The organism is Bacillus chungangensis (assembly GCF_030812995.1).
GTDB classification, from domain to species: domain Bacteria; phylum Bacillota; class Bacilli; order Bacillales; family Bacillaceae_C; genus Bacillus_CF; species Bacillus_CF chungangensis.
Window position 1 is genome coordinate 320,844 of the sequence record NZ_JAUSTT010000001.1, and the last position, 19,113, is coordinate 339,956.

Below are 19,113 nucleotides of genomic sequence, written 5' to 3' on the forward strand. Positions count from 1 at the left end.
TAAGTGTTCAAAAGGAGGCGAAAAAACCGAGAAGTTTAAAGAACGTAGTTTAACCGCGGCTGTTACAAGACTACGGAGCGTCTCTTATTGTATTAAATATGCTTATAACGCTTTAAACTTAACCGTTGTTTTCCCAGACTTTTTGAACAACCTTTCATATAGAAAATCTCTTTTTCCTATATATATGGGGAGCTTGCCTATTTTAGAAGCCCAATCATGCAGGTTGGATCTTAATTGCTGCGGCGATTATAGCCGTCCACTTTTATTGGCTCTGCTAAAGATTTAATTCGTTCGATCATTCGTGCTGCTTTCATTTTCTCTTCTTCGCCCCGCTGCGAATAAGTTAAATGATGTTCCAATTCCTTTAGATTAAAATTGGAGGTGAAAAACGTTGGCAAATGTTCATGCATACGAAATTGGAGAATGGTTCCTAATACTTCATCACGTGTCCAACTTGACATCACTTCTGCACCTATATCATCCAACATCAAAATTGGCGCTTTTTTTACTGTATCAATTTTTTCCGCCAAAGTTTGATCACCAATCGACTGCTTCATTTCCCTTAAAAACTCTGGAACATAAACGAGTAGAGATGAAATTTGTTTCTCTGCCAATTGATTGGCTAATGCACCTAATAAATAAGATTTTCCGACTCCAAAGCTTCCATGAAGGTATAATCCTTTCATTTTCTTGCCTTGCTGATAAGAAGCTGCAAAAGCTTCTATTCGTTCAAAAGCAAGCATTCTGCCCTTGCTGTCTAGTGTAAAATGAGCTAGCGATGCTTGAAGAATTTCAGTCGGAACAAAGATGCTTTGAATCAGCTTTTCTGTTTCTCTCCGCTTTTCATCGATTATTTTTCGTTTGCAGCGATGATAGTCAATATCGATTACACCTCCTCTTATAACTAAAGCTGGTTCAAATCCTTGGATTAAATTAACACAGTCATTCAAATTTGGGCATGCATGACAGTTAGTTGTTTGTGAGATGTATTCATATAGCTTCCCTAAACTAATATGGAGCATTTTTTCCGTGATCTGTCCCTCATGCTTATTTATAAATGCTTGAATATCAGGATGAGCTAGTATTTCTCTTTTCATTTCTTTATATCGCTTTTGAAAATCTGAATTAGCTATTACATTTTTCATTGTATGATGAATCTTTTTCACCACGTTTCACCTCCTATTTTCGATATTTATTTTGAATTGCTGTTAATTTACGCCGCTTTTCTTCAAGTTCATTTGCTTCCACTTTTCCGGGTTCAACCCTCTCTTTTTCTAATTCTTGCTCTTTTAACCAATCTGGAAGTTTTTCAGTTCTTATTGGTTTTTTTCGTTTTTGCTGCTGATTTTGTTTCCCTGCCGCCCATTCTTGATACTGTCGATGTTCTGCCTTGGCTAATGCCATTGCATCAGGAACAGTTTTTATTTTTTTACGGGACCAGTGCGAAGCAATTTTCTCCAAATAATTTTTTGAAAGCTTCATATCTGTTTTTAACATCACATAATGAATAAGTACATTAATAACTCCAGCAGGCAGCTGCTGATGAAAAGCTACCTCTTCGATCGCAGCCAAATCACTTTTAGATGGCTGTACACCATCAGCGATGTCAATCAATAACTGTCTAGGGGACGTTGTTTCTAAATAATGAATGAGCTGCTGTTCTTTTGTTTGCGGAGCTGCAATTATTTTACGTTCATTCACTGGCTGAATATGGTCTACTAGTTTCGGAAGTGCGTCTGCATGCTCCATTTGATACCAATCACGGGCTGCTTTTCGAAGCTCTTCTATATCAATTTGCTGTTCAGCTGTAATAGCACTTAATATGATATTTTTCATTTCTATCGCATTGATGTTATACAAATAAGCAAGTTTTACAATCGCATCCTTAACCTGTGCAGTTAGAGCACGATGCGGAACAATGGCCTCTTGCAGTCCTGCCATCAAGAGAGGAAAATCAAAGTTTTCAGCTGTAAATACCATACCTTCATTATCATGGCGAGCATAATATTGCTGGCCGGAGGCAGCTTGACTTGCTATTTCGCCATCACCATCTAGAAGATCACGATGATCGGCTGTAGCAAACACATCTTGAAAAGATCTAGTGATTTCTGTATACGCTTGCCTTTCGATGGTCTTATCAGAAAAGAACCTTTTTAATCGAGTAAAATGAGTATGTCCAATTTTTCGATATAGATAAATATTCAACATGCCATCGGTAAAAAATTGTTCCGGAGATAATGGAGCTTGTAATTCATAAATAAAACAGCGCTCCTCTGCATCGGTTTTAATAAATGTTTTTAATAGTCCGATTCCTTCTAGTTTTAAGCGAGCTTCATAAATATCACGTATATTTACAGATAGGAAATCCATCAAATGATAATGTGTCCACTCTTCGGACCAAAGCCTATTTTCCTCTACTTTACTCCAGAATGTCATATATAAGCTAAAACAAGCGGTTCCAATTAATGGCTGATATAAAAAAGTAACCACTTTGCGATCGAAATCATGCAATATCCCATTGGCTTTCACTTGATAGCGATCAACTGGTTGAATCTCATTCCAATAAAGCTTCATTTATGTGCGTCTCCTTATCGATACGAAAAAACTTTATAAGAATTTTTCTATTTCTTTTTCATTTCTTATTTTGACTTTAAGTTTCATGATTCTTTTTTAATCAATTCTTTTAATTCATCAAGGAAGACATTGATATCTTTGAATTGGCGATAGACAGAAGCAAATCGTACATACGCAACCTCATCTGTTTTTGCTAGCTTATCCATCACTATTTCACCGATCACATCTGAACTTACCTCTGCATATCCATTGCTTCGGAGCTCTTTTTCGATTTCGGCTGTAATATTTTCTAATTGGCCTAGCGTAACAGGACGTTTTTCACAAGCTTTTATTAATCCACGAAGGATTTTCTCTTTGCTAAATTCTTCACGTGTCCCTTCTTTTTTCACGATAATTAATGGTGTTTCTTCTATTTTTTCAAATGTCGTAAAGCGATATGCACACGCCTCACACTCACGCCTTCTTCTAATCGAACGGCCTTCATCAGCTGGTCTAGAATCTACGACACGTGATCCATGATGCTGACATGACGGGCATTTCATTTTAATCAGCTCCGTTCCTTTTGTCTTATTATCATCATATATAAAAGTCAAGAAATCCACAAGAATCTTCCTTTTTTCGACGAAAAACGTACGTCTTTGTATAAACTGTAAGTAAAGGGAAATTCCCATTTAGCGAACTGTAGTTACACTGAATCGTTGGAAAATTGGATAAGCTATTCAAAATAGGAAAGATGAAAAAAGAGACATGACGGAAAACCCGTATTGTCTCTTTTGAATGTTTTCATCATTATTGAACTACTTGCTTCACTCGTACTGGTCCCATTCCTCGAGGCAACTCCATTTTTTCTTGCGTTTCAGCACTCAAGGCAACAGCAATATAGTCTGCAGCAATATTGGGATCTAGATCCCCGCAAGTGTACACATCAATACTGGCATAACCATGCTCTGGAAAGCTGTGTATCGTTAAATGCGATTCTGAAATAATAACAACACCGCTAACGCCTTGGGGAGCAAATTTATGAAAAACCACTTCGCGAATTTCAGCTCCTGAATGTAAAGCTGCTTCTACAAATATCCGCTCAATGTACTCCATATTATTAAGCTTGTTAACATCACAACCCCATAATTCTGCAATGACGTGACGACCTATTGTTTCCATTGATCGTATCCCCCTTTAACTCTTCATCATTTTTTCGATCACAAAAACAATTCCGATAACATACTTAACTACCACGGGGGAAAGTTAGTCCAAAGAGGTCCTAACCCTTTCAGTAGCTATTTTAAAACAAGGTATTGAAGTTGTTTTTCAACCCTGTACTTCTTATTATGAAGTACACGAATCATAGTATACTTTGTTTATGTTTATTTTTCAATACATCCTTTTTAATTTTTTGTAGAAAAATTCCTGCACATTTTTATAGAAAAAAAAGAAAGTATGGATGAAAAATAAAGTGCTTTTCCTCCATACTTTCTATCGTATTTTAAAAGTTATTACCCAGCTTTTACTTGCTTGGTTGTGTTCATTTCCATTGCAACATAATTGACAAGATCAACCACACGGCAAGAGTAGCCCCATTCATTATCATACCATGCCAATACTTTGATTTTTTTCCCATCCATTACGATTGTAGAAAGTCCATCAACAATGGAAGAATGTGGATTAGTATTGAAGTCAACAGAAACGAGCGGTTCCATCGTAAAATCTAAAATTCCTTTTAACGAACCTTTAGCAGCCTCTTGAAAAGCTTCATTGACTTCTTTAACCGTTACTTGCTTCTTGACATCTACTACCAAGTCCACTAAGGACACATTAATAGTTGGAACTCGAAGCGCCATTCCGTGGATTTTGCCTTTTAATTGTGGTAAGACAAGCGCTAATGCTTTTGCTGCTCCTGTTGTTGTCGGAATAATCGATTGGGCGCACGCACGTGCTCTCCGTAAATCTTTATGTGGATTGTCTATATTTCTTTGATCATTTGTATATGCATGGACTGTTGTCATTAAACCATTTTCAATTCCAAACTTCTCATCCAATACTTTAGCAACTGGTGCTAGGCAGTTTGTTGTACAAGAAGCATTCGAGATAACATCATGATGGTTGATATTCAATTGATCTTCATTTACACCCATGACAATCGTGACATCTTCATTTTTTCCAGGAGCAGTCAGAATCACTTTTTTTGCTCCAGCCTTTAAATGAAGCGCTGCTTTTTCACGATCATTAAACTTTCCAGTTGCTTCAATGACAATATCAATCCCCAAATCTTTCCAAGGCAATTGTAAAGGATCGCGATTTTGAAGAAGTTGAATACGCTTTCCATTTACAACGATCATGTCATCGCTTTCAATTTTAATATCTCCATCAAATTTCCCATGTGTTGTATCATATTTAATTAAGTGTACTAATGTTTCAGCAGGATAGGTGGCATTAATGGCAACAATATTCAAATTCCCCTCTGTAATTGCCTTTCTAAATACCATCCGGCCAATTCGACCAAAACCAGTAATTGCTATCTTCGCCTTCATGCGTTGGTTCCCCCTACATAAGTGTTATACTTTTAAATAGTTATGATGTAATAAGTATAACATATTAACACTTAAATAAGTTCATCATTTTGTCATTCTTTTGATATCTTATTATTCGGAAAAATAATGCTAAAGCGAAACTTCCTTCAATGAGGATTTCTCACATCTTTCCATACAAATATTTTTTAAGTAATAACGATTGGTTCCTTAAAAAAGAATCTTCTCTTTTTTCATGAGAAGTGTTACGTCGAAGCTTTTCTTATTTGTAAACTTCAAACCAATCGGACATTTACTGGTACTTCAAAAAGTTTAATGTAAGATAAAAACCTTGAGAGCAGCGGCTTTCAAGGTTTTAAATTCCATTTCTTAATTAATTCATCCAACTGAATTTCTGTTTCTTTTATCGTCCGATTATTATTAATAACAGCATCAGCCATTGTTTTCTTTTCCTGCAGCGGGAGCTGGGAGGAAATACGCGCTTCTGCGTCTGCTTTAGATAATTGATTCCGATCCATTAGTCTTTGTAATTGTATATGCTCATCCACATATACAACAATTGTACGATCTACCATATCAGTGAGTTTGCTTTCATATAACAAAGGTATGTCCATTAAGACTGTCTGTTTACCGTTTGCCAGTGCTGCTGTCTTGCTGTCATTCATCTGTTTTCTCACTGCGGGATGAACAATGCTATTTAAAAGCAGGCGTTTTTCCTTATCATGAAAAATAATGGCGCCAAGTTTCTTTCTATCTATCGCACCATCAGCCTGTAAGATTTCCTTGCCAAAATGATCGACAATTTTCTCATATGCTTCCTTGCCAACTTCTACTACTTTTCGAGCAGCATCATCGGCATCAATCATTGTAAATCCTCGTTTTTGAAACAGAGCTGATACTGTACTCTTGCCACTTGCAATTCCACCTGTTAAGCCAATGATCATTGCTGCCATCCGTTTAGCCTGCCGCAAAAATTACCCAATGGCAAGCATTGAGCAATTTTCCAAGCAGTATGTCACCTCCTCCTGTTTTTTCAAGAAACTGTCATCTAAGCATTTGGCATTGTGGACAAAAATGAGTTCCTCGTCCAGCTGAAACGATTTTTTCAATGTTTTCTCCACACTGCAGGCACTCTTCTCCTTTCCGTCCATAAACAAATAACGATTGCTGAAATTTCCCAAGTTCTCCATTACTATTAACATATGAGCGAATCGAGCTCCCGCCTTTTTCAAGCGCTTCCTGCAGCGTATTCATTATTTCTTTTTTCAAGTTCAATAGCTCGTCCATTGTTAACGAATTTGCTTTGCGCTCAGGATGGATGGCCGCTCGAAATAAAGCTTCATCAACATAAATATTACCAAGACCAACGACCACTGTTTGATCCAGCAGGACTGCTTTTATTTTCCGCTGTGTTTTTTGGCATCTTTCTTTAAGCAGTGCTGTTGAAAAATCTTTTGAGAAAGGCTCAGGGCCAAGCTGGGAGAGAGGAAGTGAGGCGTTTTCTTCCCCTTTTGCAAATAAATGCATTGTACCAAATTTGCGAACGTCTTTATACCTTAATTCTGTTTGGTCTTCAAAATGAAAAATAATATGAGTATGCGGCTCCACTTCTGTGTGACTTTCATACAATCCATAGCGTCCTTCCATTCGCAAATGTGAAACAAGTACGAGCTTATCTAAATAAAATAATAAAAACTTCCCTCTTCTTCCAATATCTTGAATAGTTTGCCCTTTTAAAGCATCGGGAAATTGTTCGACAATTGTAGGTAGTTTAATGATTTTTGGCCACTTAACTGTCACATTGTTAATTTTTTTCCCGACTACTAATTCCTGCAAATTTTTACGAATCGTCTCTACTTCTGGTAATTCTGGCATTTTTCCTTCTCTCCTATTGTCTTGCTATTTTGCATCATACCATGTTGGACCGTAAGCATAATCAACCTTTAGAGGAACAGATAATGCTACCGCGCTTTCCATGACTTCTGGAACTAAATGCTTTAGTTTTTCTATTTCAGCCTGCGGCGCTTCAAAAATCAGTTCGTCATGGACTTGTAAGAGCAAACGAGTTTGCAGTTTCTCTTTTTGCAGCATTTCCGCAATATTGATCATCGCTTTCTTAATAATATCAGCTGCACTACCTTGAATTGGTGTATTCATTGCTGTCCGTTCTGCAAAACTACGAAGATTAAAATTACGGCTTGTAATCTCTGGAATATAACGGCGGCGATGGAGCAGCGTCTCTACATAACCTTTTTCCTTAGCTTCTCGTACAATCTCCGTCATATAATCTTTTACACCTGGGAAGCTAACAAAATAACGCTCAATAAATTCCCCTGCGGCTTTTCTTGTTATTCCAAGGTTTTGCGATAAACCATAGTCACTAATCCCATATACGATTCCGAAATTAACTGCCTTTGCTTGTCTTCGCATCTCTGCAGTTACTTCTGTCTCATCCACATGAAAAACATCCATCGCTGTTTTTGTATGAATATCCATATCCTTTTTAAAAGCGGCTATTAAGTTTTCATCTTGTGCAATATGAGCGAGTACACGAAGTTCTACTTGGGAGTAATCCGCTGCAAAAATTACCCAGTCCTGCTTTGATGGAATAAATGCTTGTCTAATTTTTCGACCTTCTTCTAATCGAATCGGGATGTTCTGAAGGTTCGGATCTGTAGAGCTTAGTCTTCCTGTCTGTGTTAATGCTTGATTGAACCTTGTATGCACTTTCTGTGATTCACCATGTACCACCTTTAAAAGTCCTTCAATATAGGTAGATTGCAGCTTCCCTAGTTGACGATAATGGAGAATTTCCGTAATGATTTCATGCTCAGGCTCTAGCTTCTCTAATACATCCGCAGAAGTGGAGTAACCGGTTTTTGTTTTCTTGATTACTGGTAGTCCTAAATGTTCAAATAAAACAACTCCAAGCTGCTTTGGTGAATTAATGTTGAAGGTTTCACCAGCAATGTTAAATATCTTTTTTTCAATCGCTTCTAATCGAGCAGCGATTTCCTTTTTCATCTCTTGTAAACGATCGACATCAACGTGTACACCGAATGCTTCCATCCTTGCCAAAATGAGGGCTAAAGGCAATTCCAATTCATAAAAAAGGGAGATCTGTTTATTTTTTTCCAATTCCTGCAAACATGGTTCAACAAGGGCAGATAACCCTGCTGCTTTTCTGACAAGATGCTCTGCTAAAATTTCTTCTTCAGGCAGCTTCAATTTTGCACCTTTCCCATAGATCGCTTCATCCGTATGAATCTGTTGATAGCCGTGGCGTTTTGCAACACCAGCAAAATCAGTCGTTGCTTCTGATGGATTCAAGAGATAGGAGGCTATCAATAAATCAAAGGAAATGCCACACAAGTCGATGCCATGACGTTTTAAAGCTACAATGGATCGCTTTGCATCATATACATATTTAATGTTTGTTTCATCTTCTAGCCACTTTTTAAAAATAGAAGATTGCAGCGCTGTTTCTGCTGGCAGAAAAAAAAGGCCTTTATCGGTTTTCAAACTAAAACCATTAATTGGAGAAGTATGATAGTTTTCTTCTATTACTTCAACATAAAGGGCTGCTTTATGAGCAAAGATATCTTCAGTAATATCCGTTACTGTTTCATAGGGGATATCTTCCATCGATTCCGTTGGCTCATCAAAATCCGTTTCTCCAAGCTTCGCCAAAAGGGAATGAAATTCAAGTTCTTGAAATAGAGAGCTTACTTTTTTAACGTCATAACCGTTATACGGAAGATCTTTTATAGACACACTAATCGGTGCTTCCTTTGTTATCGTTGCAAGTTCCTTGCTCATCACAGCTTGTTCATGATATTGTGTTAAATTTTCTTTTAGCTTTTTACCGCTAACTATATCTATGGAATCAAGAAGCTTCTCAACAGAACCAAACTGCTTTAAGAGTTTGATCGCTGTTTTTTCTCCTATCCCTGGCACACCTGGAATATTATCGGATTGATCACCCATCAAGCCTTTCATATCAATAATTTGCTGTGGAGTTAACCCATATTTATCTTCGATATGAGACGGCGTATAAACCTCCATATCAGTAATCCCTTTTCGGGTAATATAAACAGTCGTTTTATCTGTACTTAATTGTGTTAAGTCTTTGTCACCAGAAATAATGATCACTTCAAAGTCATCATGCTCCGCTTGCAGTGCCAAGGTTCCAATAATATCATCTGCTTCATAATCTTCCAATTCGTAATGTTTAATCCCATATGCATCTAGAAGCTCCCGAATAAAAGGCAGCTGCTCTGACAACTCTGGAGGGGTTTTTTGCCGTCCTCCTTTATACGATTGATATGTTTTATGACGAAAGGTTGTTTTACCAGCATCGAAGGCAACCAGTGCGTGCGTCGGCTTCTCTTCTTCCATTATTTTCATCAACATCATCGTAAACCCATATATAGCGTTTGTATGGATTCCCTTCTCATTATTCAAAAGCGGGAGTGCAAAAAAGGCACGATAAGCAATACTATTTCCGTCTATTAACATTAACTTTTTCGGCAAATTCAGATCCTCCTCATCTGTTGGGGACTATTCACTTTTAGTGAAGGTTTTCGATTCCTTACTTAAATCATCTTCTCTTTATTTTAACATGTTTTAGACAACCCTGTTTTAATATTTGTTTATTGTCCCTATTGATATTATCAGAATGAACGACATTTGAATATGAAAAAGCTGCCTCAATAATCGAGGGCAGCCTGTTCAATGTTCATAGAGAATACAAAAAGCTCGTTTAAGGTGGTTCAACTATTTTGTGTTGCCTGTTAGCAACCGTGCATAAGGAGAGTCGGAAGGAAGTACGATAACTGTTTTGTCTCCAATTGTCTTTTGGTATGAATCTAATGTTTTAAATAGACTATAAAATTCAGGATCCTTTGAGAAAGCTTCGTTGTATATTCTAGCTGCTTCTCCTTCTCCTTCAGAACGAATGACTTCTGCATCTGCATTGGCTTTCGAAAGCAGTTCTCTTACTTCACGGTCGGTTTTAGCCGTAATAACATTTTTGTCTGCATCACCTTTTGATAAATACTCTTGTGCTTTTGATTCACGTTCAGAAATCATTCTCGTATAAACAGAATTTTCATTTTCTTGCGGTAAATCTGTGCGTTTCATCCTAACATCAGTCACTACAATCCCATAATTATCTTTGGCGAGTAATTCATTTACCATGTCTGTCACTTTGTCATTTAAGCTTCCACGAGAAGATTTTTCATCGTTAATGATTTCGTCATAATCCAAATGACCTAGTTCTGCTCGAACGACAGAATAAATAAATTCTTCCATTCTTGACTCAGCATTTACAACAGAACGGGCGTTTGTAATCATTTTTTTCGGATCATCAATTTTCCAAATTGCATAGTTGTCGATCAACATCCGCTTTTTGTCCTTTGTATTAATTTCAGCAGAAGACACATCGTATCGCATTTGATATTTTGGCAATGTTGTTATGCTTTGAACAAATGGCACTTTAAAACCTAAGCCAGGTTTACTTTTAATTCTTACTACTTCACCGAATTGGCGGATTACCTTATACTCTCCTTCTTTTACAATGAACGTATTCGCAAGCAAAATACCTAGCAATACAATAATAATGACAAAGAAAATTCCAGCTTTTGAATACTTCTTCCATTCCAATTCAAGTTTCTTTTTATCATTCATATCAATAACATTATCTTTACTCATTTTGTTGGGCTCCCTTCTCTTCTTCCTTTGGAGCTTCCGTTTTTGGCGCCTCATTTTCTAATGGGCGTATCGGAAAGTATTTCATCGTATTCCCATCATCATTCATAATGTAAATTTCAGCGTTTGGCAATACTTGTTCCAACGTTTCTAAGATTAATCTTTCTTTCGTAACTGCAGGGCTTTTTTGATACTCTTCATAAAGTTTATTAAAAACAGCTACGTCCCCACGAGCTCTTTCGATCCTGGCAGCTTTTTCACCAGTAGCTTTTAAAATAATCGCATCTTTTTCGCCTGTTGCTTCGTTTAAGCGCTTGTTGCGATATTTTTCCGCTTCATTTTTTTTCGTATTCATCGTCTCTCGAGCATCTGTAACTGCTGTGAAGGCACTGCGAACATCTTCATTTGGCAATTCAACATCTTGAAGTTTAACAGCAAGAATAGAAATGCCTATATCATATTTTTCTATTAACGTTGTTAATAGCTCTCTTACACCTGCTTCAATTTCTACTTTCCCTGATGTTAAAGCGTCATCAATCTTCGAACTGCCGATGATGCTTCTTAAAGAGGCAGAAGTAGCGTCATACAAAATTTCCTTTGGATTCTCAGAATGAAATAAGTATTTCTTCGGATTTGTAATTTTCCATTGGACAACGAGGTCAGCAATAACAATATTCTCATCGCCAGTAATCATTTTAGAGTCTTCTCTTGCCCTTTTCATTTTTCCTTTTTGATCATCGGTTCCGATATGAAGACTAAATGTTTCCTTTGACAGCTTTTCGACATGCTGAATCGGCCATGGCAATTTAAAATGCAAACCTGGTTCTTGAACAGCCTCTTCAACCTTTCCAAATGTAATGATAACTGCTTGATCAGATTCATCAACCGTGTACCAAGATGTCACCAAAACAACTCCTAAAACGAGTGCTGCGATGACCATACCAGTTATTGTATAGATTCTCTTCAGACTCATCTCTCTCTTCCTTTCTCCTCCAGCTTTCTATTCTCTATATACGCCCAGCAGCCCAAAAAGTTTCATTTCTCCTAAAGAATATCAATCTTAACCGACCCTTTTAATGACTAATGAAGCAAAAATGAATGCTCATTAAAAACCGCCTTTTTGATCTCATGTATCAGATAGGCGGAGATAAGAGGCGATTTAAAGAAAATAACATTTACGCTATTTTCACTATAAATAGATTAAAAATTATCAAGTACACTACTTTGGAAAAATTCTAATTCATGTGGAGGAACAACTGTCATTCTTCCTTGTGCCATTAAATCGTCTTCTTCATTCGTTACCGCCACTTGAATAGTGACCGTATGATTTTCCCTATCGATCTCGATTATTTCAAATAAAAACTGAACGGTTTCATAGTGATAGATAGGCATTAAGAATTCAAAGTCTTGTTTTGTAATGTGTGAACCTGGCCCAGGAAGATACTTTGAAATTGCTGATGTCATAATGCCTGTTAGCATAACAGGTGGAACAATCGGTTTTTTAAATGGTGTTTGAGAGGCATAATCATGCTGAATATAAAGCGGATTAGAATCATTTGTAAGACCAAGATATAGAAGCAAATCCTTGTCTTCCATTTTTTCTGTTAATGTTAGTTTCTCTCCCTCCTTCATTTCTTCTATTCTTCTGCCTATCCTATGTTTTTTTCCCAATAACATCTAATTGCACCTCCATTGATGTTAAAACTTCTCACATTATTTCTCTAGGATGGATTGTCTTTTTTAGCTTTTCCGTAAAGTAATAAATAAGTCCTTCTAAGTATGAATGTCTACTGGTTTGTCATTTTCATACGAATGAAGCTTCAATACTCTTTTCATATTTATAACACTTTTCTGCCTTTTAGTATAGGAAAAAGGGGGTACGCTGCCTTTTTAGGCTCCCCCTTTTTCCTAACATTGTCTATATTTTGGAGCTGCCAATCCATTCTATTAGAACGACAAAGGGGATGAAAGTGTCATTTCTCGACTTATACGTCGCCCTCCATCCCGCTTGTGTCATTATTTTATTATGCTAATACACTCATCACATGACGAACAGATTCTGCAGATTTGTCTAAAGCTGTTTTTTCTTCTGGTAGTAATTCTAATTCGATCACTTTTTCAAGACCATCAGCACCTAATACTGTTGGCACGCCTAAATAAATTCCATCATAGCCATATTCACCTTCAAGATATGCAATCGCTGGCAAAACACGACGTTGATCTTTGATGATTGCCTCAACCATTTCGACTAAGGAAGCCGCAGGAGCATAGTATGCACTGCCATTACCTAATAAATTAACTATCTCCCCGCCGCCTTTGCGAGTACGCTCTACAATTGCGTCTAAGCGATCTTTAGGTATAAGCGTTTCAAGCGGAATCCCGCCAGCATAAGAGTAGCGAACGAGCGGTACCATGTCGTCTCCATGGCCGCCTAGCACGAAGCCTGTAACATCTTTAACAGAAAAATTTAATTCCTGTGCTATAAACGTACGGAAACGAGCTGTATCAAGAACGCCAGATTGTCCGATTACACGGTTTTTCGGGAAGCCAGATTCCTTATAAACCGTATAAGTCATTGCATCGACAGGATTTGTTAGGACAATAATGTAACAATTTGGAGAGTATTTCACGATCTCTTGTGTGACACTTGTCATTATTTTTTGGTTCGTTTGTACAAGATCGTCGCGACTCATGCCAGGCTTGCGTGCAATACCAGCTGTAATGACGACAATATCAGAATCCTTTGTATCTTCATAATTTGCAGTTCCAGTAATATTAGCGTCAAAACCTTGTACTGGGCTTGCTTCTAACATGTCTAAAGCTTTTCCTTTTGTTGGGTTTTCCATTTGAGGAATATCAACTAAAACAACATCTGCCAGCTCTTTTTGACCAATTAAAAAGGCTGTTGTTGCACCAGTAAAACCACCGCCAATAACAGAAACTTTTTTACGTTTCATTGTCATGAGATTTCCGCCTCTTTTCAATATAAAGTAATGTGCGTCCTTCTTCGCTATCTAATCAACCATCAACCATTCGCCAATCTTTGTTGGCTAAGCAATACTCGTTATCTAGTGAACTACTCACCACTTATCGACCTTACGGTCTGATTGAAGTAGGAGCTTCTTGGGAACTAGATACTTTTGTTAGCTATCTATATTTACCAAGCTATAAGGGTAGTCCCTGCCCCTAGAGAAAATACCGACTACATGGCTAGTTTCAGCAAGTTCTTACTTGCATTCACATCCCTGTCATCAACCTTCCATAGTGTATATGTTGATTATAGAACAATATTTTGGCTTACACTAACCGAAAAATCATCTCCTACTTTCATTGGGCTATGCCCTTCACATTTAGAAGTGGGAGAATTCTTTTCGGAAATCCAGTTAAAATAAGTTTTTCTAGCTATATCAGATGGAGCAAATAAAATATCCTCCACCTGATTTAGCTGCAAAATATTTTGGAAAATATTAGTATTTTACACTACACTCACTGTAAAAATGCGATTATTTGCTCATATTTTTAATGAGTTCAGCCGCAAATTCAGAGCATTTCACTTCCGTTGCACCATCCATTAATCGAGCAAAATCATAAGTAACAACTTTAGATTCAATTGTTTTCTCCATTGAATTTGTGATCAGTGCAGCTGCTTCAGTCCATCCAAGGTGTTCAAGCATCAGAACCCCAGAAAGAATAACAGAAGATGGATTTACTTTATCCAGGCCTGCATATTTTGGTGCAGTACCATGTGTCGCTTCAAATATCGCATGACCTGTGTCATAGTTGATGTTTGCTCCAGGTGCTATTCCAATTCCACCTACTTGTGCAGCTAACGCGTCAGAAATATAATCACCATTTAAGTTCATTGTTGCAACAACATCAAACTCACGCGGACGAGTTAAGATTTGCTGTAGGAAAATATCAGCAATTGAATCTTTAATAATAATTTTGCCAGCTGCTTCAGCGTCTGACTGCGCTTTGTTTGCAGCATCTGTTCCTTGTTCTTCTTTAATCTTATCGTATTGAGCCCATGTAAACACTTTATCGCCAAATTCCTTTTCAGCTACTTCATAACCCCAATTTTTGAAGGCACCTTCTGTAAATTTCATAATATTTCCTTTATGTACAAGGGTAACAGATTTTCTACCTTCCTTGATTGCATAATTGATTGCAGCACGAACAAGGCGTTTCGTTCCTTCCGCTGAAACAGGCTTAATGCCTATGCCAGAAGTTTCAGGGAAACGAATTTTATCGACACCCATTTCATTTTGTAAGAAGTTTATTAACTTTCTCACATCATCAGTGCCCTCTTTATATTCGATCCCAGCATAAATATCTTCCGTATTTTCTCGAAAAATGACCATATCTGTATCTTCTGGACGCTTAACAGGGGATGGCACGCCTGTAAAATAACGTACAGGACGCAAACAGACATACAAATCTAGTTCTTGTCGAAGCGCCACGTTTAATGAACGAATTCCTCCGCCAATTGGAGTAGTTAAAGGGCCTTTTATTGCAATTAAGTATTCCTGAATATCTTTTAAAGTTTCTGCTGGAAGCCATTCTCCTGTTTTATTAAAAGCTTTTTCACCAGCATAAACTTCTTTCCAGACAATTTTCTTTTCGCCTTTATATGCTTTTTCAACAGCCGCATCTAAGACTTGAGAAGCGGCAGCCCAAATGTCAGGACCTGTTCCATCCCCTTCAATAAACGGAATAATTGGATTGTTTGGTGTATGAAGAACACCATTTTCGACAGTAATTTTTTCACCTTTTGACATCTTTTTCCCTCCAGATTTCAATCTTCTTAAAGGTTAGAAATTTCTTGCATCTAAATTTCTATTAACCTTTTTTTCACAATAATATGACATTAGTAGCGTCATGATTAGCGGTTTTCAAGAGGAATGTATGATTGCTTTCCTGGTCCTGTATATTCTGCACGAGGACGAATTAAACGATTGTTTTCATACTGCTCTAAAATATGTGCTAACCATCCTGAAACACGACTAACAGCAAATATTGGCGTAAATAAATCATGATCGACACCTAAACTATGATAAACTGAAGCTGAATAAAAATCGACATTTGGCGGCAAACCTTTTTCTGATGTCACGATTTGTGCGATTTTGGTTGACATCTCAAACCAATGCGGTTCTCCTGTCAAATCTGTCAATTTTTGCGACATTTCTTTGAGATGTTTAGCTCGTGGATCTCCTTTTCTATACACACGGTGCCCAAATCCCATTATTTTTTCTTTGTTCTCCAATTTATCATAAACATATGAATCAACTTTTTCAAGAGAGCCTATTTCACTTAACATTTTCATGACTTGTTCATTTGCCCCGCCATGCAATGGACCTTTTAAAGCTCCAATAGCTGAAGTAATACCTGAATAGATGTCAGACAATGTTGCTACACAAACTCGCGCTGTAAAGGTAGATGCATTTAACTCATGGTCGGCATGAAGCACAAGTGCTTTATCAAATGCTTCAACAGCAATTGCATTTGGTTCTTCCCCTTTTAACAAATAAAGAAAATTTTCCGCAAAACTAAAATCCTTGCGTGGCGAAACCGGCTCAAGCCCTTTTCTTATACGTGCATAAGCAGCCACGATCGCTGGCATCTTAGCTTGTAAGCGGATTGCTTTCTCATAATTTGCCTTTTCCTCCATTACCTCTGCTTCATCATCATATAATCCCAGTTGAGAAACAGCGGTTCGTAAAACTGCCATTGGATGAGCGTTTTTCGGGAACGCTTTAAGGCCCTCAATTAAACCTTGCGGCAAATCCATATTGTCGGCAAGCTGCTGCTTTAATACTGCAAGCTGTTCTTTATTCGGTAGCTTCAAATGCCATAATAAATAAATGACCTCTTCGAAGCACGCGTTTTCTGCAAGATCATCGATATCGTACCCTACATAAGTTAACGTATCATCGATAATAGAACTAATTGATGAAGTTGTCGCAACGACACCCTCAAGACCGCGAGTAGCTGTCATGATAATCTCTCCTTCGACTTTAATTTTCCCTTTTGTTTTTTCAAGTCCTTTCAAATAAAAAATTGTCACATTTTTGAGCAGCGGCTCAGTGTTTGTACATAAATAAAGCGATTGCACTTTCTATTATAATATAATATAAAAACTTGTCTATCGCTCTTTCATATACACGATACCCACTCACATTTCCTATTATAAACAATTATGCAAGTATTGTGAATGGATACGCTTCATGAATTCCATGGTTATTATGATTTTACAATACTTTTATTCTTACGTTTGCAATAGTTGATTCTTTGTTATCCGCCTTTTTTCTGATTAATGAAGAATTTTCTTGCTTAACTGACATAGACAAAATAAAATACTATGATTGGAATAATTCAAATCCTTTCATCGCGTAATAAGCAATCCCTGCTCCAATTACTGGTCCGACTGCCACACCTTTGAAAAGTGCAACTGCAATAATTGTTCCTAAAACAAGTGCTGTTGTAATATGAGGATCTGAAGCCAAAAGAATAATACCATTTTTTGCAAGGATTGCGACTAATACTCCTGATGCCAAAGCAATCCATGCATATGGAGATTTTAACGCAGCAAGCAAATCCTTAAATCCAATTGCCCCGCTCGCGATTGGAGCCAAAACAGCAATCGTAATGATGGTTACTCCCCAGTTTATCCCTTTTGATTGCAGCATCGTAAACACTTTTTGATCAACACTTATCACTTTTAAAATAATTAACACCAAAGCGGCAATAATTAAAGATTGATTTTTGGCAATGAATCCTATTGCTAACAAAAGCAATAAAAATATTAGTGCTTGATTCAAGATTTTTCTCCCTTTCTACAGGTTCTTGTCAGCAGCAGCTTATCCACTTTCTTACTAGAGTTTAAAGCTAAAACATTGAATTAGGTAATATACAATGTTTGTCTCCTTACTTGTCCAAGCTTTTCGTACTATATTGCAAAATAAATGAATAAAATTGAAGTATACCCTTTTTTGAAAAAGTGAAACTTCCACAACAAGGAATGAGAGATAAGAAAATAAGTTTTCTTTACTTTCCACCTCCTCTTCTCTTGCCCAGCTAAATGTGGAAAAGAGGCAGGTATTAGCAATGATAAACGATCAATAGCTTACCTCCTTAAAGAGCTATTGATGCCAGCTTAAGCTAAATCTTAGTTGGAGGAGAAATCATTTGAATGAACATACATTGTATCAAATAATGCGTTTTATATTCGTCCTAGTCATGATTGCTGTAAGCATCACATTTCTTTACTTTCTAGCAAAAGCAGCTTATCCATTCTTTATCGCTTTTGGTATTGCGTTTTTGATCAATCCGATTGTTCGTTTTCTTGAAAAAACAATCAAACTTCCAAGGTTATTGGCAGTTTTAACTTCTCTCCTGCTGCTCATCGGCGTATTTATCGGTCTTATGACGTTATTAATTGTAGAAATTGTTGCAGGTGCAAATTATTTGGCAAACGTTGTTCCAGAACATGTGGCAACTCTCGTACATAGTTTGGAAACGATTGTTGCTGAAAAGGTGATTCCTCTTTACAACCGCCTTATTGGACTTATTTCTCGGCTAGAAAGTGGACAACAAGATGCTATTTTAAAACAAATTCAATTAGCAGGTGAAGCTTTATCCGCAAGTATCGGTAATTTTGTGCAGCATTTCTTGTTAAAATTGCCAAGCATCGTTTCGTGGATACCAAATACAGCTACTGTGCTGTTATTTTCTCTCATTGCAACATTTCTTATTAGCAAAGATTGGGATGATCTTACTAGAAAAATGAGTCAATTTATTCCGGAGACAATAAAGCATAGGTGGATCGCACTTTCAGGAATAGTAAGGCAGGCATTATTCGGTTATCTATTTGCACAACTTACTTTTATGTCCATTACCTTTCTTCTTGTAATAAGTGGCTTGCTTTTTTTAAAAGTTCACTATGCTCTAACGATTGCATTAGTATGTGCATTTGTGGACTTGCTTCCTTATGTTGGAACAGGCATCATTTTTATTCCATGGATCATGTATGCAATGGCAACAGGTGATGAAAGCCTTGTAGTTGGTCTTATCGTTTTGTATTTAATTATCGTAGTCCAACGCCAGTTAACGGAGCCGAAAATTCTTTCTTCAAGTATCGGTTTAAATCCATTAGCGACTTTAATTGCATTATTTATTGGCTTTCAATATTTTGGTTTTATCGGTTTTATTTTAGGTCCTGTTTTACTTGTGTTCTTAACAGCTTTATATAAAGCGAATGTGTTTCGAGATATATGGTCATACATAAAAGGAAAAACATATTAAAAGG

16 protein-coding genes are annotated in these 19,113 nt (G+C 37.1%); 1 reads left to right on the forward strand and 15 read right to left on the reverse strand.

The features are described from left to right. Positions 1–230: 230 nt before the first annotated feature. The 15 genes from dnaI to J2S08_RS01790 all read right to left on the reverse strand — a co-directional run bounded on the left by dnaI (position 231) and on the right by J2S08_RS01790 (position 17,629). The gene (gene dnaI / locus J2S08_RS01720) at positions 231–1,166 is read right to left on the reverse strand and encodes a primosomal protein DnaI (protein WP_307226147.1); all 936 of its coding nucleotides are present in this window, start codon (positions 1,164–1,166) and stop codon (positions 231–233) included. 13 nt (positions 1,167–1,179) lie between these two features. Continuing rightward, a complete protein-coding gene (locus J2S08_RS01725; RefSeq protein WP_307226044.1) occupies positions 1,180–2,574 on the reverse strand; it encodes a replication initiation and membrane attachment family protein in 1,395 nt (464 codons plus the stop codon). An 83-nt stretch (positions 2,575–2,657) separates the two neighbouring features. After that, a complete protein-coding gene (nrdR, locus tag J2S08_RS01730; RefSeq protein WP_307226149.1) occupies positions 2,658–3,116 on the reverse strand; it encodes a transcriptional regulator NrdR in 459 nt (152 codons plus the stop codon). Positions 3,117–3,363: 247 nt separating this feature from the next. Then, positions 3,364–3,735: an adenosylmethionine decarboxylase gene (gene speD, locus J2S08_RS01735; RefSeq protein ID WP_307226046.1), complete on the reverse strand. Its 372-nt coding sequence runs from the start codon at positions 3,733–3,735 to the stop codon at positions 3,364–3,366. 332 nt (positions 3,736–4,067) lie between these two features. Beyond that, entirely contained in the window at positions 4,068–5,102 is a 1,035-nt protein-coding gene (locus J2S08_RS01740; protein WP_307226048.1) for a glyceraldehyde-3-phosphate dehydrogenase, read from the reverse strand. 344 nt (positions 5,103–5,446) lie between these two features. Beyond that, complete coding sequence (gene coaE / locus J2S08_RS01745; protein ID WP_307226050.1) at positions 5,447–6,052, reverse strand: dephospho-CoA kinase; 606 nt, start codon at positions 6,050–6,052, stop codon at positions 5,447–5,449. 91 nt (positions 6,053–6,143) lie between these two features. Next, positions 6,144–6,974, reverse strand: a complete 831-nt coding sequence (gene mutM / locus J2S08_RS01750; RefSeq protein WP_307226052.1) for a DNA-formamidopyrimidine glycosylase — start codon at positions 6,972–6,974, stop codon at positions 6,144–6,146. A 24-nt stretch (positions 6,975–6,998) separates the two neighbouring features. Continuing rightward, the gene (polA, locus tag J2S08_RS01755; RefSeq protein WP_370875614.1) at positions 6,999–9,617 is read right to left on the reverse strand and encodes a DNA polymerase I; all 2,619 of its coding nucleotides are present in this window, start codon (positions 9,615–9,617) and stop codon (positions 6,999–7,001) included. A gap of 258 nt (positions 9,618–9,875) precedes the next feature. Then, entirely contained in the window at positions 9,876–10,811 is a 936-nt protein-coding gene (hflC, locus tag J2S08_RS01760; RefSeq protein WP_307226055.1) for a protease modulator HflC, read from the reverse strand. Continuing rightward, positions 10,804–11,781, reverse strand: a complete 978-nt coding sequence (hflK, locus tag J2S08_RS01765; RefSeq protein WP_307226057.1) for an FtsH protease activity modulator HflK — start codon at positions 11,779–11,781, stop codon at positions 10,804–10,806. The genes hflC and hflK overlap by 8 nt, the downstream gene beginning before the upstream one ends. 227 nt (positions 11,782–12,008) lie before the next feature. After that, on the reverse strand, positions 12,009–12,485 hold the full coding sequence (locus J2S08_RS01770) for a MaoC family dehydratase (RefSeq protein ID WP_307226059.1): 477 nt from the start codon (positions 12,483–12,485) through the stop codon (positions 12,009–12,011). A gap of 347 nt (positions 12,486–12,832) precedes the next feature. Then, positions 12,833–13,771, reverse strand: coding sequence for a malate dehydrogenase (gene mdh / locus J2S08_RS01775; RefSeq protein ID WP_307226060.1), 939 nt, complete (start codon positions 13,769–13,771; stop codon positions 12,833–12,835). A gap of 540 nt (positions 13,772–14,311) precedes the next feature. Then, positions 14,312–15,586 (reverse strand): NADP-dependent isocitrate dehydrogenase, encoded by a 1,275-nt coding sequence (gene icd, locus J2S08_RS01780; protein WP_307226063.1) that lies wholly within the window; start codon positions 15,584–15,586, stop codon positions 14,312–14,314. A gap of 104 nt (positions 15,587–15,690) precedes the next feature. Beyond that, positions 15,691–16,803 (reverse strand): citrate synthase, encoded by a 1,113-nt coding sequence (citZ, locus tag J2S08_RS01785; protein ID WP_307226064.1) that lies wholly within the window; start codon positions 16,801–16,803, stop codon positions 15,691–15,693. Positions 16,804–17,164: 361 nt separating this feature from the next. After that, positions 17,165–17,629 (reverse strand): DUF441 domain-containing protein, encoded by a 465-nt coding sequence (locus J2S08_RS01790; protein WP_370875615.1) that lies wholly within the window; start codon positions 17,627–17,629, stop codon positions 17,165–17,167. Positions 17,630–17,993: 364 nt separating this feature from the next. On the opposite strand from J2S08_RS01790, the gene ytvI reads away from it, so the two are divergent. Beyond that, positions 17,994–19,109 carry a sporulation integral membrane protein YtvI gene (gene ytvI / locus J2S08_RS01795; protein ID WP_307226067.1) on the forward strand — a complete coding sequence of 372 codons (1,116 nt, stop codon included), beginning with the start codon at positions 17,994–17,996 and terminating at the stop codon, positions 19,107–19,109. Positions 19,110–19,113 lie beyond the last annotated feature (4 nt).